Genomic DNA, 25,151 nt, shown 5'->3' with positions numbered 1-25,151 from the left:
TCCGGTGCGGCCTGTCCCGGTGCCCCTGCCGTACCGGCGTGGACGGGCCCGCCGCGCGGGTGCGCGACGGGCCCGTCACCTGCCGTCAGGCCCGTGAGCTCACGGGATCAAGGCAGCTCTTCCTTCTCCGTGGGCTCTCGCTTCTCCTGCGGAGCGGCAGCGGGAGCGGGAGCCGCCGGAGCCGGGGCCGGAGCCGCCGGGGCGGGGGTGGTGTGCGCCGCCTCCGCCTTCAGGTCGATCTCCGCGCCGCCGCCCAGGTAGGCGGCCTGCACGGCGGGGTCGTTGAGCAGCTCGTCCGCGGGCGCGCTCTTGACCACCTTCCCGGTCTCCAGGACGTAGGCGCGGTGGGCCAGCTTCAGCGCCTGCTGGGCGTTCTGTTCCACCAGCAGCACCGTGGTGCCCCGGCGGTTGATCTCCTCGATGATCTCGAAGATCTGCTGCACCAGCAGCGGCGCCAGGCCCATCGACGGCTCGTCCAGCAGCAGCACCTTGGGCTTGGCCATCAGCGCGCGGCCGATGGCGAGCATCTGCTGCTCGCCGCCGGACATCGTGCCGCCCATCTGGGTCCTGCGCTCGGCCAGGCGGGGGAACAGCTCGTAGACCTCGGCCAGGTCGGCACTGAAGTCACCCGAGCGGGTGTACGCGCCCATGAGCAGGTTGTCGTGCACCGTCATGCCGGGGAACACGCCCCGGCCCTCGGGCGCCTGCCCCAGGCCCGCGAGGACCCGCTTGTGGCCGGGCATCTTGCTGATGTCCTTGCCGTCGAAGAGGATGCTCCCCGACGACAGGCCACGCAGGCCCGAGATCGTCTTCAGGGTCGTGGTCTTGCCGGCCCCGTTCGCCCCGATGAGCGTGACGATCTCGCCTTCGTTCACCTCGACCGAGATGCCCTTGAGCGCCTCGATCTTGCCGTAGTGGACACGGATGTCCTTTACCTCAAGAAGCATCGGCGGGAGCTCCCAAATACGCCTCGACGACCCGGGGGTCGGTCCGCACCTCGTCCGGCAGGCCGTCGGCGATCTTCTGGCCGAAGTCCAGCACCGCGATGCGGTCACTGATGCCCATGATGAGGCTCATGTCGTGCTCGATGATCAGAATCGTCCGGCCCGCGTCGCGGATGTCCCGGATCAGCTGCTGCAGGGCCACCTTCTCCGCCGGGTTCATACCGGCGGCGGGCTCGTCCAGCAGCAGCAGCTTCGGGTCGGTCGCGAGCGCGCGGGCGATCTCCAGGCGGCGCTGGTCACCGTAGGGCAGGTTCTTGGCGTGCTCGTTCGCGCGGTGCGAGATGCCGACGAAGTCGAGCAGCTCCATCGCGAGCTTGCGCCCGTCCTTCTCGGCCCGGCGGTGCCAGGGAAGCCCCAGCGCCACGCTGACCATGCCCGACTTGTGGTGCGCGTCCGCGCCCACCATGACGTTCTCGATGGCCGTCATGTTGTGGAACAGCCGGATGTTCTGGAACGTGCGGGCGATGCCCCGCTTGGTGATCTTGAAGCGCTTGACGCCGCTGATCTTCTCGTCCAGGAAGCGGACCTCGCCCTCGGTCGGCTGGTAGACGCCGGTGACCACGTTGAAGACCGTGGTCTTCCCGGCGCCGTTCGGGCCGATGAGAGCGAAGATCTCCCCCTCGTTGATGGTCAGGTTGACCTCGCGCAGTGCCGTGACACCGCCGAACCGCATGACGAGGTTCTTCAGCTCCAGCATGACGCGGCCGGCGCGCTCCGTCTGGACCGCCTTGGGGTTCGCGCCGGCCGGGTTCGTCCCGGCCGGGTTCACTTCGGCGCTCACTTGGAGGCCACCTCCTCACCATGCGACTCGGGCCCGGGAACCTCGGCTCCGAGCGTACCCATCCCGCCTGACCCCTCTTTCAGCTCCGCCTTGCGTTGGCGCGATGGCAGCAGACCCTCCGGACGGAAGATCATCAGCGCCACGAGCACCGCGCCGAAGATCAGCATGCGGTACTCCTGCAGGCCGCGGAACCGTTCGGGCAGCCAGGCCACCACGAAGGCGCCCAGCATGACACCCGGCAGGTTGCCCGCGCCGCCCATGACCACCGCGGCCAGGATCGTCGCCGACAGCAGGAACTGGAAGTCGTTCGGGTTGATCGAGATGGCCTTCGCCGCCCACAGCACGCCCATCGCGCCGCCGATGGAGGCGCCGATGGCGAAGGCGAGCATCTTGAAGCGGAACGTCGGCACGCCCATGACCTCGGCCGCGTCCTCGTCCTCGCGGATCGCCGCCCAGGCGCGCCCGACGCGGCTCTTCTCCCAGCGCTTCACCAGGATGATCACGATGACGGCCAGCGCGACCAGCAGGTAGTAATAGGGTCGCGGGTCCAGCACGCCGTAGTAGAACGGATCGACCCCGAACACGTTGGGGATGCTGATCCCGAACAGGTGCAGTTCCTCGTAGCTCGGCGGGTGCGGGATGCCGCGGATGCCGTTCGGGCCGCCGATCTCGTCGGTGTTGCGGGCGGTGATGCGGATGATCTCACCGAAGCCCAGCGTGACGATCGCCAGATAGTCGCCGCGCAACCGCAGCGTCGGAGCGCCCAGCGTGATGCCCGACAGGGCGCAGATCCCGATGCCGACGAGCAGGATGAGCCAGAAGTTCCAGCCCAGCCGGGTGCCGATCAGCGCCATCGCGTAGCCGCCGACCGCGTAGAACGCGACGAAGCCCAGGTCGAGCAGGCCCGCCTGGCCGACCACCACGTTCAGGCCGATCGCCAGGACCACGTAGGTCCCGATCGGGAAGAACAGGATGCTCGCCCAGTCGGTGTAGGGCGACATGATCGGGGCGAGGCTCTCCGACGGCAGCAGCAGCGCCCCGATGATCAGGGCTACGTAAAGGATCCAGCGCTGCCAGCCGGGAGTGTCCTGCCAGCGGTCGTGCATGGTGTCACCGAAGCGGCCGAGACCGTTGCGGAAGCCTGCCAGTGGATTCTTCTGGTTCATGCGCGCGCCTGCTGGAGTGATTCACCGAGGATGCCGGTGGGGCGGAACATCAGGACCAAGACGAGGATGGTGAAGGAGATCACGTGCTTCCAGTCGGAGCCGAAGAAGATGGCTCCGTAGTTCTCCACCAGCCCGAGCGTGATTCCGCCGACCAGGGCGCCGCGCAGGTTACCGATGCCACCCAGGACCGCCGCGGTGAACGCCTTGATACCGAAGAGGAATCCGATGTAGTAGTTCGTGTTCTCGTACGAGATCAGGTAGAGCGCGCCCGCCACGCCGGCCATGCCGCCGCCGATGAGGAAGGTCATCCGGACGATCCTGTTGATGTCGACACCCATCAGGACCGCGGCCTCGGGGTTCTGCGCGGTGGCGCGGATACCCCGGCCGATCTTCGTGCGGTTCACCAGGGCGTCCAGCGCGATCATCATGCCGATCGCGGCGAAGATGACGAAGAGCTGGTCGATCCGGACCGCGTGGCCGAAGATCGAGAACAGCTCGGTCCGCTCCATGATGCGGGGCAGACCCATCTGGATCCTGCCCTGCTCGGGACGGTCGAAGACGTTCGGGATCACCAGGAGCGCGAAGAGCTCCTGCAGGAAGATCGAGGCACCGATCGCCGAGATCAGCGCCGCCAGCCGGGAGGCGCCGCGCTGGCGCAGCGGCCGGTAGGCGATGCGCTCCAGGGCCACCGCGGTGCCCGCCGAGGCGAGCATGCCGGCCAGGATCATCGCCAGGATGAGGCCCACCAGCGCGATGCCGGTGAGGGGCGAGTTGATGCCGAACACGAACGGTACGAACATCGCACCGAAGGTGCCGATCATGAAAACTTCGGAATGCGCGAAGTTGATCAGCCGCAGCACGCCGTACACCATCGTGTAACCGAGCGCGATCAGGGCGTAGATCGAGCCGAAGGCCAGGCCGTCGATCGTTGCCGGCCAGAACTGATTGATGAAGTCATTGAGCACTAGGGATTACCACTTCTAGCGGGGGTCGCCTGCACGTCCGGGTAGCACACCGCCTCCAGCAGAACCTCGTGGACTCTCTGGAAGTACGGGAGGAGCGGGAACGCATTCGCGGCGTTCCCGCTCCCCGCGCGTCGACTACCTACTGTCCTTCAGCGCCGGACTAGCCCAGCTTGGCCTCTGCGGCCTTGCCCAGCAGGCCGATCGCGCCATCCTTGACCTGGTAGATGTAGATGTCCTTCGCCGCGACCTCACCGTTGGCCTCGAACTTGACCTGCTTCGAGACGCCCGCGAGGTCCACCGTGGCGATGAACTCGTTGATCTTGTCGGGGGTGACGTTGCCCGCCTTGATGGCATCGACGAAGACCGTCGCGGCGTCGTAGCCCTCGGCCGCGTAGATGGCCGGGTCGGCGCTGTAGGCGGCCTTGTAGGCGTCGGCGAAGGCCTTCACCTTGGCGTCGGTGACGTCCGGGGTGGCGATGTAGCAGGGGCAGCCGACCAGGGCGCCCTCGGCGTTCTCGGCACCGGCGCCGTCGATCAGGCCCTTGTCCAGCGAACCGTCGCCGGACAGGAACTTCGCGGTCACGCCCTTGTCGCGGAGCTGCTTGAGCAGGTTGCCGCCCGCGGCGTAGTAACCGCCGAAGAAGATCGCGTCGGGCTTGGCCGCCGCGACCTTGTTGACCACGGAGGAGAAGTCGCTCTCGGCCGGGTCGAGCGAGTCGGTCTCCGGCTTGATCCCCTTGGCCTCGAGCGCGCCCTTGACCGCGTCGGACAGCGGCTTGCCGTACTCGGACTTGTCGTCGATGACGAAGACCTTCTTCGCGCCGACGCCGGTCGCGATGAAGTCACCGATGCCGGGGCCCTGGATGCTGTCGCTGGGCAGCACGCGGTGCCAGAACTTCCAGCCGTTCGTCGCCAGCGCGGCGTTGGTGGCGGACGCCGAGATGCTCGGCAGCTTCGCCTCCTCCAGCACCGGCGCCACCTGGGCGGACTCACCGGAGAACGCGGGACCGATCAGGCCGACGATCTTGTCGGTCTTGATGGCCTGCTGGGCCAGGGCGACCGCCTTGGACGGGTCCGCCTGGCTGTCGTACTCGACAAGCTCGATCTTCACGGCCGGGTTGGTCTTGTTGTACTCGTCGATGACGAGCTTCGCACCGTTCCGGGGGGGAATGACGATGCCGGCGTTGGCGCCGGTGAGGTCACCCATGAAGCCGATCTTGACGGTACCGGGGGCGGCAGCACCGGAGCTGCCCTCAGCAGCCGGCGTGGCCTCCGTACCGCCGCTGCTGCAGGCAGCGAGACCGAGAGTGAGCGCCACACCGGCGGCAAGCACTCCACCGAGGCGTGCAGTCTTAGGCCGCAAGGTTGCCTTCCTTTCGCCCGGACCCTCGTCGGGACCGAGTTCACAGATGCCCTTCCCTGGCGGGTGGCCAGGGGTTGTGTCGGTTAGTACAACTAGCGGATGTCACGGGTCGATACAGGACGGCCCACCGTTGCCGCTTCGTTATAACACCGATCCTTTTCGGCTATCAGATGCAAAAGCCGTGGTCACTGGCGACCTTACGGCCTCCGGGGGGATCGCCTGGACCGTCCGGAGCTTCGCTCCGAACCCCCTGGGAGGCGCTCTACGGGCGCCTGGCGGGCACAACGTCCGAAAATGACCGAAATCCCCCGTCAGGCCTCCGGGGTCTCCACCTCCGCCTCCGCGCCGTCCGCCACCACGATCTGCGCCACCTGCCGCATGCTCAGCCTGCGATCCATCGAGGCCTTCTGGATCCACCGGAACGCCTGCGGCTCGCTCCAGCCGTGCCGCTCCATCAGCAGGCCCTTGGCCCGCTCCACCAGCTTGCGCGTCTCCAGCCGCTCCGAGAGCGTGCCGACCTCGCGCTCCAGCGCGGCGATCTCCTGGTGCCTGCTGACCGCCATCTCGATCGCCGGGACCAGGTCCGACTTCGTGAACGGCTTCACCAGGTACGCCATCGCGCCGGCGTCCCTCGCCCGCTCGACCAGATCGCGCTGCGAGAAGGCCGTGAGGATGAGACAGGGCGCGATCCGCTGCGACACGATCTGCTCGGCCGCGGAGATCCCGTCCAGGATGGGCATCTTCACGTCCAGGATCACCAGATCCGGGCGCTGCTCCATCGCCAGCTTGACCGCCGACTCACCGTCCCCGGCCTCCGCGACGACCGCATACCCCTCCTCCTCCAGCATCTCCTTGAGGTCGAGGCGGATCAGTGCCTCGTCTTCCGCGATCACCACTCGCCGCTGCGTACTCACGAGCAAGAGAGTACCGACGTCCGCTAGATTGGGACCACGCCGGTGCCCGAGAGTGATCTACTTCTAGGTAAGCTCTTAGGTGGCGCGCAAAATTCGGACATAGAACAAAAAAGCCCCGATAGACCAATCGGCAGAGTCGATGGACTCAAAATCCATTCAGTGTGGGTTCGAATCCCACTCGGGGCACCATCGTCATGGAGCCGATCGGCCGGAGGCCGGTCGGCTTCGCTGTTTCCGGCGCCGTGCGCGGCGCTGTTTCCCACATCGTGCGCGGCGGCACTTCGGGCGCCATGCGCAGCGGTGTTTCCGGCACCGTGCGCGGCGGTTCGAGAACCGCCGGTGATGTTCGGCGGAAACCGTCGGCCACGCTCCTCGCCTCCTCCGGTTTCCCTCCTCCTGCCTTCAGGCGCTCGGTGTCGTGAATCGGGCGTCGCGGCCTCCCCGCGGGAGCGGTGTGCGAACGGCGCATCGGCGACTTCCCGCACCAAGGCGCGGATGGGGGCCTCATGAGCGGAGTAGGTTGCTCGCAAGTGGCGTGAAGTGGCGAAACAGGAGGTGTCGGCGTGGAAACTTCGGGGGACGGCCGGACGGGGCTGGACGATCTCGGTGCCGGGCGGGTGTGCCTTCCCGAGCGGGTGAGGCTGAGCGGGCACGGGGTGGTGCTGCGCGAGTGGGAGGACGACGACCTGGCGGCCATGGTGGAGCTGTTCGACGACCCCGAGGTGGCCTACTGGACGCCGCTGGCCTCGCCGTTCGACCCGGAGGCGGCGCGGGCCTACCTGGAGCGGGCCCGGCGGCGGCGGGCGGCCGGGGAGCGGATGCAGCTGGCGATCACCGTGGACGGGGGTGAGCCAGCCGGTGAGGTGCTGCTGATGCTGAGCGGGCTGGGCCTGGACGTCGCGGAGATCGGTTACGGGCTGGGAGCCGCCTACCGGGGCCGGGGGCTGGCGTCGGGGGCGGTGCGGGTGATGACGGAGTTCGCCCGGAAGACGGTGGGGGTGTCCCGGCTGCTGCTGGAGATCGAGGCCGGCAACGCGGCGAGCGTGGCGGTGGCCCGCGCGGCGGGATACCACCTGACGGACGCGCCGCCCGTCCCCTCTGAGGAGAAGGGGCGGCCGCTGGTGTTGCGGACGTGGGAGTACGAGGAGAGCGACCGTCGCGGGTAAGGGTTCACGCGCGGGGGGACGCGGTTTGTCGGGTTGTGTTGTTGATCTCGACTCGGTCAGACAGATATGTATGAATGTCATTAATCCTGAGGAAAGGTAAGCGGTCCAGGAGAGACCCGTCGCGTTTCCCGATCGCGGAGCGCGTCTCATCCCCCTGCCGAAAGTGAGACACGTGTGACGTCCTCGCCTGGCCAGTCCCTAAGCAGCACACAGCTTTCCGACGCCAAGCGAGCACTGCTGGAGAAACGGTTGCGCCGCCGCGCCCCGGATCCGGTGTTCACGATCCCCCGGCGGCCCGCCGGGCAGGGGGCGCCGCTGTCGTTCGGGCAGGAGCGGCTGTGGTTCATGGACCAGTTCGCCCCCGGCACCGCCGCGTACACGATCCCGATGACGTTGCGCCTGACGGGGCCGCTGGACGTCGCGGCGCTGGAGCGGGCGATCGGGGCGGTGGTGGCCAGGCACGAGAGCCTGCGGACGCGTTTCCCGGCCGACGAGGACGGGCGCCCGACGGCGGTGGTGGAGGAGCGGGTCGAGGTTCCGCTGGAGAGGGCGGAGGCGGACGGCGAGCGCTCGGCGGTACGGCTGGTGAGCGACGCGGCGGCGCTGCCGTTCGACCTGGCGCGGGGGCCGCTGCTGCGGGCGCTGCTGGTGCGGGTGGGCGAAAGGGACATCGAGCACGCCGGGGACACCGGGAACGCGGGAAACGCCAACGCCCGGAACGCCGAGGCGGCCGGGGAACCCGCGGACACCGGGGACACCGGGGACACCGGGGAGCGCGCCGAGGATCACGTGCTGCTGGTTGCGCTGCACCACATCTGCGGTGACGGCTGGTCCACCGACATCCTCGCCGAGGAGCTGGGAGCCTGTTACGCGGGGACGGAGCTTGCCGAGCCGCCGTTGCAGTACGGCGACTACGCGTTGTGGCAGCGCGACCGGCCCGTCTCCGAGGCTGGTCTGGCGTACTGGCGCTCCCGGCTGGCCGGGGTGGTTCCGCTGGAGCTGCCGGTGGACGGGCGGCGGCGGGGCGAGCAGACGTTCGCGGGCGCCTCGCACATCTTCAACCTGGGGCAGGGGCTGACGGAGGGGCTGACGCGGCTGGCGCGTGAGTCCGGCACGACCCTGTACATGGTGCTGCTCGCGGCGTACCAGGTGCTGCTGGGCCGGTACGCGCGCCAGGACGACTTCGCGGTCGGCTCGCCGGTGGGCGGGCGTCCCCGGCGGGAGCTGGAGAGCGTGATCGGCATGTTCGTGAACGTGCTGGCGATGCGCGCGGACCTGTCGGGCGACCCGGGGTTCCTGGAGTTGCTGGAGAGGGTCAGGCGGACCACGACGGAGGCGTACGAGCACCAGGAGCTGCCGTTCGAGCAGCTGGTCGGCGAGCTGGGCATCGAGCGGGACGTGAGCAGGTCCCCGGTGTTCCAGGCGGTCTTCGCGCTGCAGAGTTACGGGCGCAGGGAGGGGGCGCGCTGGCCCGGCCTGTCGGTGGAGCCGTTCGTGTTCGAGGCCAGGGCGACGCGGTTCGACCTGGAGCTGTTCCTGACCGAGCAGCCGGACGGGATGGGCGGATTGTTCGTCTACAACCGCGACCTGTTCGACGCGGCCACGGTCGAGGGGATGGCCGCGCAGCTGGAGACGCTGCTGGTGGCGGTGGTGGCCGATCCGTCGGCGCGGATCTCGGAGCTGGACGTCCTGACCGCGGAGGAGCGGCGGCGGGTGCTGGCGTGCGCGGCGGGTCCCGGCGAGCCGTACGCGGACGGGGCGACGCTGGGCGGGATGTTCGAGGCGCAGGTGGCCAGGACGCCGCGGGCGGTGGCGGTGGAGTTCGAGGGCGAGCGCCTGACGTACGCGGAGCTGGAGGCGCGGGCCAACCGGCTGGCGCACCGGTTGCGGGGGCTGGGGGTGGGACCGGGAGCCCTGGTCGCGGTGTGCGCGGAGCGGTCGGTCGAGCTGGTGGTGGCGTTGCTGGGGGTGGTGAAGGCCGGGGGCGCGTACGTGCCGCTGGATCCGGACTATCCGCCGGAGCGGCTGGCGTTCATGCTGGCCGACGCGGCGGTGCCGGTGCTGCTGGCGCAGCGGGCGGTGCTCGACGTGCTCCCCGAGGACCTGCGGGGCGCGCTCTCCGGTGCGCCGGGCGCGGGTACGGGGTCGGGGGCGGGTACGGGGTCGGGGTCGGGGTCGGGGGCGGCCGTGCTCACGGGAACGGGCGCGGCGGGAAGGGCGCCCGGGGTCGTGACGGTCGTGCTGGACGATCCGCTGGACGGGCCGGACACTCCCCCGGAGCCGTCGGCGACGTCGGCGGACGCGGCGTACATGATCTACACCTCGGGGTCGACGGGACGGCCCAAGGGGGTGCCCAACACGCACGGGGGCATCCGCAACCGGCTGGGCTGGATGCAGGGCGTCTACGGGCTGACCGGCGACGACGTGGTGGTGCAGAAGACCCCGGCGGGTTTCGACGTGTCGGTGTGGGAGTTCTTCTGGCCGCTGGTGACGGGCGCGCGGCTGGTGCTGGCCCGTCCCGGCGGGCACCGGGACGCGGCGTACCTGCGGGACCTGATCGTGGAGCGGGGGGTGACGACCGCGCACTTCGTCCCGTCGATGCTGGCGGCGTTTTTGGAGGAGGAGGGCGTCGAGGCGTGCGGGTCGCTGCGCCGGGTGGTGTGCAGCGGCGAGGAGCTGACCGCGCACGTGGCCGAGCGGTTCTTCGGGCGGCTGCCGGGGACGGGGCTGTACAACCTGTACGGGCCGACGGAGGCGGCGATCGACGTGAGCCTGTGGCGGTGCCGCCCGGGTGACGCGACGGTGCCGATCGGGCACCCGGTGGAGAACACCTCGCTGTACGTGCTGGACCACCACCTGCGGCCGGTGCCCTTCGGGGTCCCCGGCGAGCTGCACATCGGCGGGGCGCAGGTGGCGATGGGCTACCACGCCCGCCCCGGCCTGACGGCGGAGCGGTTCGTGCCCGACCCGTTCGGGACGGCCGGGGCGCGCCTGTACCGGACGGGTGACCTGGTGCGCCTCCGCCGCGACGGCGCGATCGAGTTCCTGGGACGCATCGACCACCAGGTGAAGATCCGCGGGCAGCGGATCGAGCCGGGCGAGATCGAGGCGGTGCTGCGCGGGCTCGCGGGGGTGCGCGAGGCGGTGGTGACGGTGCGGGAGGACGGCGCGCCGGGCGACAAACGGCTGGTCGCGTACGTGGTCCCCACGGATACGGATGGGGTGGAGCTCGACGGGGCGGAGCTGCGGCGGGCGTCGAAGGTGACGCTGCCCGACCACATGGTGCCGTCGGCGTTCGTGGTGCTGGACGCGCTGCCGCTGAGCCCGAACGGCAAGCTGGACCGCAAGGCGCTGCCCGCGCCGGAGCGGCGCGGCGCCGAGGCGGCGGGGCCGGGGGCCGAGCCGCGGACGCCGGTGGAGCGGGCGATCGCCGACATCTGGCGGGAGCTGCTGCAGGTGGAGTCGGTCGGCGCCGACGGCGACTTCTTCGAGCTGGGCGGCCACTCGCTGGTCGCGATCCAGGCGGTGGCGCGGATGCGCAAGGCGCTGCCGGTGGTCGGGGGGCGCGCGGTCGGGGTGATGGACCTGTTCAAGCACCCCACGGTGCGCGAGCTGGCGGCCCTGGTGGAGCGGCCCGCGGGTCCGGCGGGGCCGCGGAGCCTGCTGTACGAGCTCACCAGGCCGGGGCCCGCGCTGATGACGTACGTGTGCGTCCCGTACGGCGGGGGCAGCCCGCTGATCTTCCAGCCGCTGGCCGACGCGCTGCCGGACGGGTGCTCGCTGCACGCGCTGGCCTTCCCCGGGCATGACCCCGGGTTGCCGGACGAGGAGACCAGGCCGATCGACGAGGTCGCGGACCTGTGCGTGACCGAGATCCTGGAGAACGTCGAGGGCCCCCTCGCCCTGTACGGGCACTGCGGCATCGGCGGCGCGCTGGTGGTGGAGGTGGCGCGACGGCTGGAGGAGCGGGGCCGCGCGCTGGAGGCGGTGTACATCGGGGCGATCTTCCCGTTCGCCAGGCCCAGGGGCCGGATCGCCGGGCCGCTGGCGCGGCTGACCCGCTACGACCGGTTGCGCGGCGACCGGGTGTACGAGAACCGGATGAAGTCGATGGGCACCGACATCTCGGGGCTGGACGACGAGCAGATCCGGTTCATGGTGCGCAACCAGCGGCGCGACACCCTGATCGCGGAGGAGATCTTCACGCGGGTGCTGGCCGAGCGGGTGAAGCGGCTGCGGGCGCCGGTCATCTCGGTGGTGGGCGAGCAGGACCCGACGACCGACTACTACCAGGAGCGCTACCGGGAGTGGCACTTCCTGAGTGACACGACGGCGCTGGTGATCCTGGACGAGGCTGGCCACTATTTCCTGAAATATCGGGCTGCCGAGCTGTCGGAGATCCTCACCAACACGCACATCGCGATGGGGTACGGCGCGGCGGACACGCTCGACCGGCCCTCGCGGGGCCCGGGGGCGGGCTGGTGGGTCGAGGAGGTCTCCGTCGACTCGGATCCCGCTCCGGAAGGGGGCGGTGAGGGCGCGTCCGGCGCCGCGACGGTCGCCTCCTCCCCCGAAGCGCCCGACCCGGGGAGAGGGTCCGGCGGTGAGGACACGACAGGCCCGGCGGGCGCTGCCGGTGCCGGTGCCGGTGCCGGGAGAACCAACGGGAGCGGCCCCGGGAGGGCGAGCGGGCACGGGAAGACCACGGGACCCGGGAAGGCCACAGGCCCCGGGAGGGCGAAGGCCGGGGCGGGGGCGAAGGCCGGGACGGGGGCCAAGGCGCCGCCGCCCAGTCTGCGGCGGTTCCTGGTGGTGGCGGCCTTCCAGCTGGTGTCGATGGTGGGCACCGCGATCACGGACTTCGCGATCCCGGTGTGGATCTACCTGACCACCGGGTCACTGGTGGACTTCGCCCTGTTCGTGGCGTTGTCGATCATGCCGGGGGTGGTGATCGCGCCGCTGGCCGGGGCGATCGTGGACCGGTCGAGCCGCCGCTCGATGATGATCCTCGGCAACTGCATGGCGGGCGGCACGCAGCTCGTCCTGGGCGCCCTGTTCTGGACGGACACGCTGCAGATCTGGCACATCTACCCGCTGACCGCGTGCCTGTCGATCGCACTGATCTTCCAGCGGGTGGGCTTCACCACCGCGCTCCCCCAGCTCGTCCCCAAGGAGTACATGGGGCACGCGGCCGGGGTGGTGCAGATGGTGATCGGCACCGCGCAGTTCGTGGCGCCGCTGGTGGCCGTCGCGCTGCTGTCCACGATCGGCCTGGGCGGCATCCTGGTGATCGACGTGGCGAGCTTCGTGCTGGTGCTGGGCGCGCTGCTGCTGATCCGCTTCCCGGACACGATGGCGCACTCGCCCAGGGAGCCCCTGTCGAAGGAGATCGCGCAGGGGTTGCGGATGTCGATCGGCAACCGCCACCTGCGGGCGGCGATGATCTACTTCGCGACGCTCAACGTGATGCTCTCGGCGCTGCTGCTGTCGATAACCCCGCTGGTGCTGTCGTTCTCCACGCTGACCGTCGCCGGGCAGATCTCCTTCGTCGGCGGCCTGGGCGGGACCGTGGGCGGCATGGTGATCGCGCTGTGGGGCGGTCCGAGGCGCCGGCGGATGCGCGGGGTGATGCTGGCGACGCTGGGACTGGCGGTGTTCGCGGTGATCACCGGGTCGCAGCCCACCGCGTGGGTGGTGGGGATCGGGGCGTTCGGCCTGTGGGGCTGCCTGTCGATCGTGAACGGCACCTTCCTGACGATCATCCACACGAAAATACCGCAGCGCTTCCACGGCCGCGTGCAGTCGCTCAACCAGATGGTGTCGTGGTCGACCCTGCCGATCGGCATGGCGGTGGTGGCGCCGCTGGGCGAGCGGCTGCTCAACCCGCTGCTGCTGCCCGGCGGCGCGCTGGCGCCGACGGTGGGCTCGGTGATCGGCGTCGGCCCGGGCCGGGGCGTGGCGCTCATGTACGTCGTGCTGGGCCTGGGCATCGCGGCGCACGTGCTGATCTCGATGCGCACGCGGGTGCTGTCGCGTTTCGACGACGAGATGCCGGACGCCCAGGCGGACGACCTGGTCGGGGCCCAGATCCTGCGGGAGCGGGCGGGCAACCGGGTGAGCGTGGCCTGGACCGCCCCGGCGTTCGCCAAGGCGATCACGATGCCGCTGCCGCTGGAGCGCGCGCAGGCGGTGCTGCGCGTCCCGTACCCGGACGCGGAGGTGCGGGAGGTGGTGCTGCGGACCGGCGGTGAGATCAGCGCGGTGTATGAGGTCAGGTGCGCCGACCGCGAGCTCATCGTGAAGATCTACCCGGACGTGCTGGCGGCGCGGCTGCACAAGGAGGCGCGCGTCTACGAGCTGCTGCGCGGCAGCGGCGCCTCCTGCCCCGAGATGGTCCACTGGGACACCTCGCGGCGCGACCTGCCGCACGCGTACGCGGTGATGACGAAGGTGCCGGGCCGGCCGCTGTCGGAGGTGTCGGCCGGGCTGGCGGCCGGCGAGGTCGCGGGCCTGTACCGGGAGATGGGCCGGACGCTGCGGGCGGTGCACGGGGTGCGCGTGGAGGGGTTCGGGCCTATCGACGGGCCCCGGGAGAGCTCCAACGAGGCGTACGTGGGCGGGCAGCTGGACCTGAGGCTGGCGCAGTTCACCGAGTTCGGCGGGGACGCGGGGCTGCACGCGGAACTCTCCGCGTACGTCGCGCGCCACCGCCACCTGGTGGCGCGCTGCGAGGCCCCCGTGCTGTGCCACAACGACTTCCACGAGCGCAACGTCATGGTCGCCGGGCAGGACGGCCCGGCGGGCCCGCTGCGGATGACCGGGGTCATCGACATGGAGAACGCGCTGGGCGGCGACCCGCTGATGGACCTGGCGCGGACCGACTACTTCGCGGTCAGGGGTGACGCGGAGCGGCGGCGGCACCTGCTGGAGGGGTACGGCGACCTGCCGGACGACTGGGCCGATCGCCTGGCCTTCTACCGGCTCTGCCACGCCCTGGAGCAGTGGCACTGGCTGGCCACCCTGGGTGAGACCGCCGCCCTGCCCGTGATCGCGGAACAGCTCCGCGAGTGTTTGAAGGAGAACGCGTAGGTGACTCCTCCGCTCCCTGAAGGGAGCGGCTTCTCGTTAAGCCGCTTGCGCGATGTCGCGAAGGGCAAGCCCTGCCCTGAGGATGTTGATCGCCGCGTTGGCGTCGGCATGCGCCGTATGAGCGCACCGCTGACAGTTGAACTCGGCTTGGGTGAGGCGGTTCTCCTTCGCGCAGTGCCCACACCGCGAGCAGGTGCGGGAGGTGTTGGCAGGGTTCACCGCGATCAGCTCTCGACCGGCGCTTTCAGCCTTGTGCGACAGGATCGTCAGGAACACCCCCCAACCCGCGTCCAGGATGCTGCGATTCAGACCGGACTTCTGCGCGACGTTGCGGCCGGGTGCCTCCACGGTGCCGGACGCCGATCGGGTCATGCCGGCGATCCGCAGGTTCTCATGCGCGATGACGTCATAGGCACGAACCAGGCGCAAGGCCGCCTTGTGCGCGCCGTCGAGGCGTTGGCGGCGGACCTTGCCGTGCAGGGCGGCGAGCCGAGCCACAGCCTTGCGGCGCCGTTTCGAGCCGCGCTTGGTGCGGGCAAGATCGCGCTGGGCGACGGCGAGACGGTCTGCGGACGCCGCCAGGTGGCGCGGGTTGTCCAGGTGCTCTGCGTCGCTGGTGGTGACCAGCGACGCCACTCCCATGTCGATCCCGACGGCGGCGCCCGTGGCGGGCAGGGCCTCGGCGGGTACGTCGTCGCAGGCGAGGATCACATACCAGCGCGAACCCTCATGCTTCACGCTGATCGTCTTTACAGTGCCCCGTACGGCGCGGTGCCGGTGGACGCGTACATGCCCAATGCCCTGGAGGCGGACGAACGTCGCGAAGGGGTGTTCGGGCTGGGAGTCCCACCGGCAGCCGTCGCCGTCCTTGGGCCAGGTCACCGTGTCGAACCGGCCCTTGCCCTTGAAACGCGGATAACCCGGCGTACACCCGGCCTTGAAACGGGCGAAGAACGCGGCGAACGCCTTGTCGAGACGGCGCAGGGTGGCCTGCTGGGAAGAGAACGACCAGCGGCCCTGGCCGTCCGCGTCATCAGCGCGGATGTGTTTGAGGTCAGCCGACTGCTCGCCATAGCGGATTGTCACGCCTGCCGTGCGGTAGGCGGTGCGGCGGTGCTCCAGCGCGGCGTTGTACAGGACGCGGTGGTCATCCAGGCACGCGGCCAGCGCAATGGATTGACGGGCAGTGGGGCGGATCAGAAATTTGAACGACCTACGCACGGGCACCCCCGCTCATGGGGGCTCGTGCGTAGTGGGTGTCGATGGAGCGCCGCACGATGTCGGCGGACACCGCGCCGACCCTGGCCACGAAGGACGACCGCAACCACAGCGTGGGCAGCTGGGAGCGCAGGTGATGGGAGGTGAAGCCCTTCACCCACCCGCCGAGAACCGGGCAGCGATACTTCGGGCACCACACCATGAGGTATCCGAGGTCGTACGCCACGCCGGAGCAGGTGCGCATCCAACGAGTCACACGCTCATTACAACAGCACCATCCATCCAACGCACGACGATCGGAAATCTCCAATGCGCAGACCTGACCGGCCAGGGCACGCTAGGGCCCTGGTGGCCCCTCCGCTCCCGATTCCCTTGTCATTCGAAGGCGACAGTTCCCTCGGGAGGATCTGATGGACGTCTTTCCCGCCTCGTTCGCCCAGGAGCGGATCTGGTTCCTGCACGAGCTCCTGCCGGACCTGGCGGTGTACAACACCGCCGTCCGCTCGGAGGCGGCCGACCTGCGTCCGGTGGACCCCGACCTGCTGGAGCGGGCGCTGGCGGTGCTGGCGGGCAGGCACGAGTCGATGCGGACGGCGTTCGAGCTGCGCGACGAGCGGGTCGTGCAGACGATCGCGGACCGGGTGCCGGTCTCGGTGGCCAGGACCGACCTGTCCGGGCTGCCCCCCGAGGAGGCGGCCCGGGAGTTGGAGCGGGTCGCCGCGGAGGAGGCGCGCGCGCCGTTCCGGCTGAACAGCGCCCCGCTGTGGCGGGTGCGGCTGGTGACTTTGGGCGGCGGGGAGTGCCGGCTGCTGCTGGTCCTGCACCACACGGTCTTCGACGCCTGGTCGGCCGGTGTCCTGTGGCGGGAGCTGACCGAGGTCTACCTGGCGCTGCGCGAGGGCCGCGAGCCCGTGCTGCCCGAGCTCGCGATCCAGTACGCCGACTACGCGGTCTGGCAGCGCGACCGGCTGGGCGGCGGCGAGCTGGACGGCGACCTGGCCTACTGGCGGGAGCGGCTGCGCGGGAGCGTCCCGCTGGAGCTGCCCTCCGACCGGCCGCGCCCGGCGGAGATGAGCTACCTGGGCTCGACGCTGGACTTCGCGGTGCCCGAGGAGCTGACCGAGCGGGTGGGCGCGCTGGCCAGGGCGCGGGGCACCACGTCGTTCACGGTGCTGCTGACGGCGTTCTCGGTGCTGCTGGCGCGCTGGAGCGGGCGGACCGACGTCGTGGTGGGCTCCCCCGTCGCCGGGCGGGAGCTGCCGGAGCTGGACGCGCTGATCGGCATGTTCGTCAACACCCTGCCGATGCGTACCGACCTGGGCGGCGACCCCGCGTTCGGCGAGGCGCTGGACCGGGTGCGCACGACCGTGCTGGAGGCGTTCGACCACCAGAACGTGCCGTTCGCGAAGCTGGTGGAGGTGGTGGACCCGCCCCGCGACCCCGGCAGGACGCCGCTGTTCCAGGTGGGGTTCAACCAGGTCGCGGTGGACGGGCGCGGCCGGTACGGGAACGGCACCTCCAAGGCCGACCTCACCATGGAGCTGCACAACCCGGAGGGCAGGATGGAGGGCTGGGTCGAGTACAGCACGGACCTGTTCGACGAGGACACGATCCGCCGCCTGGTCTCGGCGTTCCTGACGCTGCTCGGCGCGGCCGTCGACGACCCGGACTCGCCGATCTCCCGGCTGCCGCTGATGGACGGGCCCGAGCGGGCCCGGCTGCTCGCCTCCTGGCACGGGCCGGAGGCCGCCTACCCCGAGCGCTGCCTGCACGAGCTGATCGCCGAGCGGGCGGAGCGGACGCCGGACGCCGACGCGGTCGTCTCCGCCGAGGGGACCCTCACCTACGGGCAGCTGGAGGAGCGGGCGGGCGCGCTGGCCCGGCGGCTGCGCGAGCGCGGGGTGGGGGCCGAGACGCCGGTCGCGGTGTGCCTGCCCAGGAGCGCGGAGCTGATCGTGGCGCTGCTCGCGGTGCTGAAGACGGGCGGCTGCTACGTGCCGCTGGACCCCGACTACCCGGCGGACCGGCTGGGGTTCATGCTGGCCGACTCGGGCAGCCCGCTGCTGCTGACCCGCTCGACGATGGTGGAGCGGCTGCCGTCGAACCATCCCCCGGCGATCCTGCTGGACGCGCTGCCGATGAACGGGGCCTCGGAGTTCGTCCCCGGCCCGGTCTCCCCCGACTCCCCGGCGTACGTGATCTACACCTCGGGGTCGACGGGGGTGCCCAAGGGGGTGGTGGTGCCGCACCGCGGGGTGGTGAACCTGGTCACCGGGCTGGGGTTCACCGAGCGGGAGCGGATGCTGCTGCTGACCTCGCTGTCGTTCGACATCGCGGCGCTGGAGATCTTCGGCCCGCTGACGGCGGGCGGCGCGGTGGTGCTCGCTCCCCCGCACGGCAACGGCGGGCTGGGCGAGCTGGTGGCGCGGGCGGGGGTGACGACGGTGCAGGCGCCGCCGTCGGTGCTGGAGGAGATCCTGGAGCGGCTGCCCGCCGGGCTGCCGCGCGTGTTCAGCGGCGGCGAGCCGCTGCCGGTGTCGCTGGCCGGACGGATCCAGCGGGTCGCCGGCGAGCTGTGGAACCTCTACGGGCCGACGGAGACGACGATCTGGTCGCTGGCGCACCGGGTGCCGGAGGGCGCGGAGTCGATGTCGATCGGCATGCCGGTCGCGGGCACCACGGCGTACGTGCTGGACGAGGCGATGGAGCCGGTGCCCGTCGGGGTCTCCGGGGAGCTGTTCCTGGGCGGCGACGGGGTCGCCCGCGGCTACCGGGGGCGGCCGGGGCTGACCGCCGAGCGGTTCGTCCCCGACCCGTTCGGCCGGGGCGGACGCCTCTACCGGACGGGCGACCTGGTGCGGCGGCTGCCCGACGGGACCCTGGAGTTCCTCGGGCGCGCGGACGACCAGGTGAAGGTGCGGGGGGTGCGGATCGAGCTGGGCGAGGTGGAGGCCGCGCTGGCGGCGCACCCGGGCGTGCGGCGGGCGGTCGCCGCGGTCAGGGACGACGCTCCCGGCGGGCGGGCACTGGTCGCGTACGTGGACACGGGCGCCGACGCGGGGGCTGGTTCGACCGCGGGCGCGGGTGCGGGTGCGAGCCCCGATGCCGACGCGGGTGCGGGAGTGGGTTTGACCGCGGGTGCGAGCGCCGATGCCGACGCGGGTGCGGGAGTGGGTTTGACCGCGGGTGCGGGAGTGGGCGCCGGGGAGCTCCGGGCGTTCCTGGCGTCGCGGCTGCCCGCCACGATGGTGCCGAGCCTCTTCGTGCCGGTGCGGGACTTCCCCCGGCTGCCCAACGGCAAGCTCGACCGCGCCTCGCTGCCCTCGCCCGTCGCGGAGGGGGCTCCCGCGGCGCCCGCCGGACCGGTCACGGCGAGTGAGGAGCTGGTGCACGAGATCTGGTGCGAGGTGCTGGGCAGGAACGGCATCGGGATCGACGACGACTTCTTCGACGTCGGCGGGCACTCGCTGCTCGGTACCAAGGTCGTCGCCAGGATCTGCTCGGCGGTGGGCATCGACCTGCCGCTCAACGCCCTGTTCACCACGCGCTCGGTCCGCGGGCTGGCGCTGGTGGTGGAGGAGTGCCTGGCCACGGAGATCGACCGGCTCACCGACGAGGAGGCCGAGCGGATCGCCGAGGAGTACGACCGAAATGACAGTCCGGTGAACTAGGACCGAAATCGGCATTTTGGACACTTGCTCTTGGTAGCTTCCGGCCACATTCGGTGTCCAAGGAGTGAGACGCTTCACGACACACGGAAGTGGCCGGTCACCTTCCGTTCACGGAATCGCCGTGAGCTGCGGTGATGTCAGAGCGTGAGAACGCTCGATGATCTTCCCGCACGGCCGAAACCGGCATTCCGACACACGTTTAAGTTTCAATCCTTGACTGCCGATGGCGCAAATAATAGGAATAGTCTGGCTTATCGCTTGTGAATACTTGACAGGGCAAAAACCCTGTTTAGGGCTATGGGGGGTGAATGCTCGAAGCGATGCGGGGGGACTCGTCGTCCGCCTCGTTGCACGGTCCGTCGTCCACTCCACCGGCGCCGACGACGGCTCCCGCTCCCGCCGCCTGGACGGCCGGACCATCCCACACCTCCCCGGACGCGCTGCTGTGCGACCTCGTCGCCGCCCAGGCGGCGCGGACGCCCTCCGCGCCGGCGATCCGCCAGTGGGGGACCGTCCTCACCTACCGCGAGCTGATCGGCGCCGCCACCACGCTTGCGCTGCGGTTACGTGCCCTCGGGGTGGGTCCCGAGGACCGGGTCGGGCTCTGCGCCAGGCGCACACCGCTGATGACCGTCGCCGTCCTCGGCATCATGATGGCGGGCGGCGCGTACGTCCCCCTCGACCCGGCGCACCCGCGCCGGCGGCTCGACGAGGTGCTCGACGACGCGGGGGTCGCGGTCGTCGTGGCCGACGGCCACGGCCGCATGCTGCTGGACGGATGCGGCCGTCCCCTGGTGGAGCCGGAAACGGACTCCGCGCCCGCGGCCGTGTCCGAAAACACCTCCGGAACCACCGGTGAAATCACTGCCGGAACCCCGAGGGAAAGCCTGACCGAAATCGCGGCGGAGCGCACCGGCGCGAGCCCTGACGAAATCCCCGGCATCCCCGACGGGATCACCGGCGGTGGCCCGGCGCTGCCGGGGAACGCCGCCTACGTCCTGTACACGTCCGGGTCGACCGGGCGGCCCAAGGGCGTCGTCGTGAGCCACGCGTCCGCGGTCGCGTTCGCCTCGGCCGCCGCGGCCCACTTCGGCCTGGACGGCACCTGCCGGTCGATCGCGTTCTCCGCGCTCGGGTTCGACGTCTCGGTGCTCGACATGCTCGCGCCGCTCACCGTGGGCGGCTGCGTGCAGCTCGTGCCGGACGACGACAGGACCGACCCGGCCCGCCTGCAGCGGTTCCTGGAGGCGCACGACGTCACCTGGGGGTTCATCCCTCCCGCCCTGCTGCCGCTGGTCGACCCGGCCCGGCTGCCGCACCTGCGCGACCTGGTCACGGCCGGCGAGCCGCCGGGCCCCGAGCAGGTGGCCCGCTGGTCGGCGCACACCCGCTTCCACAACTGGTACGGCCCCACGGAGACCACCGTCTGCGTGGTCGGCACCGAGCTGTCGGGGACCTGGGAGCGGTCGCTGCCGATCGGGTACCCCCTGCGCGGCTGCCGGGCGCACGTCCTGGACGAGGACATGCGCGAGTGTCCCGTCGGCGTCCCCGGCGAGCTGTACATCGGCGGGCCGCAGGTGAGCCGCGGCTATCTGGGCCTGCCCGGCATGACGGCCGAGAAGTTCGTACCCGACCCGTTCGACGCCGTGCCCGGGGCGCGCCTGTACCGCACCGGCGACCACGTCGCCTGGCAGGAGGACGGCCGGATCGCCTTCATGGGGCGGCTGGACCGGCAGGTGAAGATCCAGGGTCAGCGGGTCGAGATCGGCGAGGTCGAGTCGGTGGTGCGGTCCCACCCCGAGGTGGCGCAGGCCGTGGTCGACGCCCCCGGCGAGCTGGTCGCCTACGTCACGCCGATGGACGCGCCCGGACTGGCCGCCCTGCGGGTGCACTGCGCCGGGAGACTGCCGGTCTACATGCTGCCCACCCGCGTGGTGCGCGTCCCCTTCCTGCCGCTGAACGCCTCCGGCAAGGTCGACCTCGCCGCCCTGCGCGGTCTCGCCGAGGACATCTCCGGGACCTCGGGTGACGCGAACGGGGAGAACTCCGGGCTGGCGGGAATCTGGGCGCGGGTGCTCGACGCCCCCGCCCCGGGCCCCGACGACGACTTCTTCGAGCGCGGCGGGCACTCGCTGCGGGCGATGCGCCTGGTGTCGGCCATCAGGGCGGAGCTCGGCCGGGACATCTCGGTCGAGGACGTCTACGCGGCCCGCACCTACGGCGCCCTCTCCTCCGAGGTCGAGAACGCCCCCCTGCGGGACACCTCTCCCCCGGCGAACCCCCTGTCCGGCGAGCCCCCATCGCTGTCGCCCGCGCAACGGCGCATGTGGTTCGTGGAGCGGCTCGCCCCCGACACCCCCGCGCACAACATCGCGATGGCCGAGCGCGTACGCGGCCCGCTGGACCACCGCGCGCTGCGAGGCGCCCTGGAGTCCGTGGTGGCCCGGCACGAGACGCTGCGCTGGCGGATCACCTCCCGCGACGGCGTGCCCCACGTGACGGCCGTCCCGCCCGGCGAGGTGCCGCTCCCGCTCGACGACCTCTCGGCGCTCCCCCACCCCGAGGCCGCGCTGGCGGAGGCGCTGGAGAGCGAGGCGCGGACGCGGTTCGACCTGGCGCACGACTCACTGGTACGGGCCAGGCTGATCCGGATGGCCGAGGACGACCACGTGCTCGCGGTCACCGTTCACCACATCGTCTTCGACGGCTGGTCCCAGGACGTCTTCTACCGGGACCTGAGCGCCGCCTACCGCGGCGACCCGCCGGGTCCGGCGGGCGCGTCGTTCGCCGACTACGCGCGCTGGTCGAGGGAGCGCTCCGACGGCGACGGGCTCGACTGGTGGCGCGAGCACCTGAGGGACGCCCCGATGGTGCTCGACCTGCCCAGGGACACCCCCCGCCCACCTGTGCAAACTTTTTTTGGAGCGCTCCGAACAGCCGAGGTTGACGCCGAGATCGGAGACCGTGTCAGGAGGCTGGCGGTCCGGCTGGGGGTCACCCCGTACCCGGTGCTGCTGGCCGCGTTCGCGCAGTTGCTCTCCAGGCTGTCCGGGCAGCGGGACCTGCTCGTCGGCACCCCGTACGCCGACCGGGGGCACGTCGCGTTCGAGTCGCTGATCGGCATGTGCGTGCGGATGCTGCCGCTGCGGCTGCGCCAGGACCCGGAGGCCTCGTTCGAGGAGCACGTGGCCCGCTGCCGCGACGAGCTCGCCGAGGTCGTCTCGCACGGCGACGTGCCGCTGGAGCGCGTCGTGGAGGCGCTGCGCGTCCCGCGCGACCTGGGGCGCAACCCGGTGACGCAGGTGCTGTTCAACATGTACAACTTCGCCGAGCCCAAGCTGGACCTGCCGGGCTGCGTGACCGAGCCGCTGCCCGCCGGGCTGCCGGGCGCGCTGTTCGACCTGACGATGTACGTCAGCGAGCGCGGCGGCGGATACGCCCTGCAGCTCGTCTACAACCCCGACCTGTTCTCCGCCGCCAGGATGGACGCCCTGCTGGCCGGTTACGCGCACCTGCTGGGCGACCTGATCGCCGAGCCGGGCGGTGCCGTGCGCCAGGCCCTGATGGCCCCGCGGGAGGCGCCCGCCGCGCTGCCGGTCTGGGACGGTCCCGGGCCGCTGGAGACCCTGCACCGCGACGTCGTGGTGGAGGGCGCGGGGCGGGCCCTCGGGTACGCGGAGCTCACCGCGCTGCATCGGCGCACGACCTCGGCGCTGCGCGCGGCCGGGGTGCAGCCCGGCCAGGCGGTCGCGGTGCTCGGCGCGCGGGTCCCGGAGCTTCCCGGGCTGCTGCTGGGGGTGCTGGCCGCCGGGGCCCGCTGGGTGATCCTCGACCCGGCGCACCCGGCTCCGGTGCTGGCCGGGCAGGCCGCCGCCGCCGGGGCCGTGGCGGCGCTGCGCTGCCCCGGCGCCCCCGCCCTGGCGGGCCTTCCGGAGATCGCGCTCCCGGAGGAGGACGGCGGATCGTCGTGGGAGCCGCATCCGGAGCGCGGCTACCTGTCGCTCACCTCGGGGACCACCGGCGACCCCAAGCCGGTGGTGACCGGTGAGGGGCCGCTCGCGCACTTCGTCGGCTGGTACGCGAAGACCTTCGCGGTGACCCCGGGCGACCGCTTCGCCCTGCTGTCGGGCCTGGCGCACGACCCCGCGCTGCGCGACCTGTTCGTGCCGCTCGCCACCGGCGCCCGGCTGTGCGTGCCGGAGCGGGAACTGCCGCGCGACCCCGTCCGGCTCGTCGCGTGGCTGCGCGAGCACCGCGTCACCGTACTGCACCTGACCCCGCAGCTGGCCAGGATGCTCTGCGGGACCGGCGCGGTGCTGCCCGGGGTCCGGCTGGTCGCGACCGGCGGCGACCGGCTCACCCACGCCGACGCCGCGCGGCTGCGCCGCATGGTCCCGTCCGCCCGTCTGGTGGCCTTCTACGGCACCACCGAGACCCCGCAGGCCCACGCCTGGTACGAGATCCCCGGCTGGGTGCGCGAGAGCGCCGAACCCGTCCCGGCGGGGCGCGGCATCGAGGGCAGCGAGCTGGTCGTGGTCGGCGAGCACGGCGGCCGGGCCGGGGTGGGCGAGCTGGGCGAGGTGGTCGTGCGCAGCGCCAACCTGGCGACCGGCTATCTCGACCCCGATCTCACCCGGCTCCGCTTCACCGGGGACTCCTTCGCCACCGGCGACCTCGGCCGCCTCAACCCCGACGGCACGGTGACGATCGCCGGGCGCCGCGACGACCAGGTGAAGATCCGCGGCTTCCGGGTGGAGCTCGGCGAGGTGGAGGCGGCGCTGTCCGCCCACCCCGAGGTCCGCGCCGCCGCCGCGGTGGCCGACCGGGACGAGCGGCGCGAGACGGTGCTGCACGCCTACGCGGTGCCTCGCAGACCCGGGCTGGCCGCGCCGCGGCTGCTCGACCACCTGCGCGCGGTGCTGCCCGAGCACGCGGTGCCCGCCGAGGTGATCGTGGTGCCCGCGCTGCCGCTCACCCCCAACGGCAAGGTCGACCGTGCCGCGCTGCGCCCGCCCGTGTCCCGGCCGGGAGGCGAGGCGGGCGGCGAGGTGTCGGGCCCGACCGAGCGGGCCGTGGCCGAGGTGTGGCGGGCCGTACTCGGCGTGCCCCGGGTGGGCGCGGCCGACAACTTCTTCGAGATCGGCGGCCACTCGCTGGCGATCGCCGCCGTCCAGGCCCGCCTGGGCTCGGCCCTCGGCCGGGAGATCCCGATCGTGGACCTGTTCCGCCACCCGACCATCCGCGCGCTCGCCGCGCATCTCGACGGTGGAGGCCCCACTCCCGGCCTCGACCGCGCCGCACGGCGGCTCGCCGTGCGGCGGGACCGCCTCAAGGACCGCTCAAGGAAGCCGAGCTGACAACCGCGCAATCACCCCCACCCGGATCCGAGCCCAGCCTCGGCCCCACATCCACATCCACATCCACACCTGCACCCGCACCCGGGATCGGATTCGACCTCGCAGCCGACTCCGGACCGGACCCCGACCCCGAGACCGGAACCGGCCCCGCAGCCGGACCCGGACCGGACCCCGACCCCGAGACCGGAACCGGCCCCGCAGCCGGACCCGAGCCGGGCCCGGCGCCCGGACTCACCTGCGAATCGACGTCCTCCCCTCCTCCGGCCCCCGCGGCCGGGCCGACCCCCGCCCACCCCCTCCCCCACGAAGCCTCCGAAGCCTCCGAAGCCCCCCTCGAAGCAGCACCCGAAGACACACCCGAGACCGAACCGGCGACCGCACGACCTTCCGGAGCGCGAACCCGGCCGGTGAACCACCCGACAGCCGAGCCGGCGATCGAGTCGCCACCCACACGACC

At 71.6% G+C, this 25,151-nt stretch carries 12 protein-coding genes and 1 tRNA gene; 5 read left to right on the top strand and 8 right to left on the bottom strand.

Translation table 11 applies throughout. The features are described 5' to 3' along the window. Nucleotides 1-107: 107 nt before the first annotated feature. The 6 genes from ACFYWM_RS01290 to ACFYWM_RS01265 form a co-directional block, all read right to left on the bottom strand. A complete protein-coding gene (locus ACFYWM_RS01290; protein WP_389907136.1) occupies nt 108-947 on the bottom strand; it encodes an ABC transporter ATP-binding protein in 840 nt (279 codons plus the stop codon). Continuing rightward, entirely contained in the window at nt 937-1,701 is a 765-nt protein-coding gene (locus ACFYWM_RS01285; RefSeq protein ID WP_389907520.1) for an ABC transporter ATP-binding protein, read from the bottom strand. The genes ACFYWM_RS01290 and ACFYWM_RS01285 overlap by 11 nt, the downstream gene beginning before the upstream one ends. An 80-nt stretch (nt 1,702-1,781) precedes the next feature. After that, nucleotides 1,782-2,951 (bottom strand): branched-chain amino acid ABC transporter permease, encoded by a 1,170-nt coding sequence (locus ACFYWM_RS01280; RefSeq protein WP_389907134.1) that lies wholly within the window; start codon nt 2,949-2,951, stop codon nt 1,782-1,784. Next, a complete protein-coding gene (locus ACFYWM_RS01275; protein WP_389907132.1) occupies nt 2,948-3,916 on the bottom strand; it encodes a branched-chain amino acid ABC transporter permease in 969 nt (322 codons plus the stop codon). The genes ACFYWM_RS01280 and ACFYWM_RS01275 overlap by 4 nt, the downstream gene beginning before the upstream one ends. A 160-nt stretch (nt 3,917-4,076) precedes the next feature. Then, nucleotides 4,077-5,234, bottom strand: coding sequence for a branched-chain amino acid ABC transporter substrate-binding protein (locus ACFYWM_RS01270; RefSeq protein WP_389907130.1), 1,158 nt, complete (start codon nt 5,232-5,234; stop codon nt 4,077-4,079). A gap of 356 nt (nt 5,235-5,590) precedes the next feature. Next, nucleotides 5,591-6,193, bottom strand: coding sequence for an ANTAR domain-containing response regulator (locus ACFYWM_RS01265; RefSeq protein WP_389907128.1), 603 nt, complete (start codon nt 6,191-6,193; stop codon nt 5,591-5,593). A 112-nt stretch (nt 6,194-6,305) separates the two neighbouring features. Between ACFYWM_RS01265 and ACFYWM_RS01260 the strand changes: the two genes are divergently transcribed. The 3 genes from ACFYWM_RS01260 (at nt 6,306) to ACFYWM_RS01250 (ending at nt 14,448) form a co-directional block, all read left to right on the top strand. Further along, nucleotides 6,306-6,382: transfer RNA gene (locus ACFYWM_RS01260), tRNA-Leu, on the top strand. A gap of 374 nt (nt 6,383-6,756) precedes the next feature. Beyond that, the gene (locus ACFYWM_RS01255; RefSeq protein ID WP_389907126.1) at nt 6,757-7,359 is read left to right on the top strand and encodes a GNAT family N-acetyltransferase; all 603 of its coding nucleotides are present in this window, start codon (nt 6,757-6,759) and stop codon (nt 7,357-7,359) included. A gap of 174 nt (nt 7,360-7,533) precedes the next feature. Next, nucleotides 7,534-14,448, top strand: a complete 6,915-nt coding sequence (locus ACFYWM_RS01250) for an amino acid adenylation domain-containing protein (RefSeq protein WP_389907124.1) — start codon at nt 7,534-7,536, stop codon at nt 14,446-14,448. 36 nt (nt 14,449-14,484) lie between these two features. Here ACFYWM_RS01250 and ACFYWM_RS01245 read toward each other — a convergent pair whose 3' ends face one another. Both ACFYWM_RS01245 and ACFYWM_RS01240 read right to left on the bottom strand, forming a co-directional pair. Next, complete coding sequence (locus tag ACFYWM_RS01245) at nt 14,485-15,675, bottom strand: RNA-guided endonuclease InsQ/TnpB family protein (protein ID WP_389907122.1); 1,191 nt, start codon at nt 15,673-15,675, stop codon at nt 14,485-14,487. Further along, nucleotides 15,662-15,922 (bottom strand): hypothetical protein, encoded by a 261-nt coding sequence (locus tag ACFYWM_RS01240; RefSeq protein WP_389907120.1) that lies wholly within the window; start codon nt 15,920-15,922, stop codon nt 15,662-15,664. The genes ACFYWM_RS01245 and ACFYWM_RS01240 overlap by 14 nt, the downstream gene beginning before the upstream one ends. Before the next feature lie 154 nt (nt 15,923-16,076). On the opposite strand from ACFYWM_RS01240, the gene ACFYWM_RS01235 reads away from it, so the two are divergent. Both ACFYWM_RS01235 and ACFYWM_RS01230 read left to right on the top strand, forming a co-directional pair. Continuing rightward, on the top strand, nt 16,077-19,337 hold the full coding sequence (locus tag ACFYWM_RS01235; RefSeq protein ID WP_389907118.1) for an amino acid adenylation domain-containing protein: 3,261 nt from the start codon (nt 16,077-16,079) through the stop codon (nt 19,335-19,337). Nucleotides 19,338-19,645: 308 nt separating this feature from the next. Then, entirely contained in the window at nt 19,646-24,694 is a 5,049-nt protein-coding gene (locus ACFYWM_RS01230) for an amino acid adenylation domain-containing protein (RefSeq protein WP_389907116.1), read from the top strand. Nucleotides 24,695-25,151: the final 457 nt, after the last annotated feature.

Origin of the sequence: Streptosporangium sp. NPDC002721, from assembly GCF_042888905.1 — a bacterium.
In the GTDB taxonomy this organism is placed as follows: Bacteria; Actinomycetota; Actinomycetes; order Streptosporangiales; family Streptosporangiaceae; genus Streptosporangium.
Note: the sequence above shows the minus strand (reverse complement) of the source record. Positions and strands in the feature narration are given on the sequence as shown.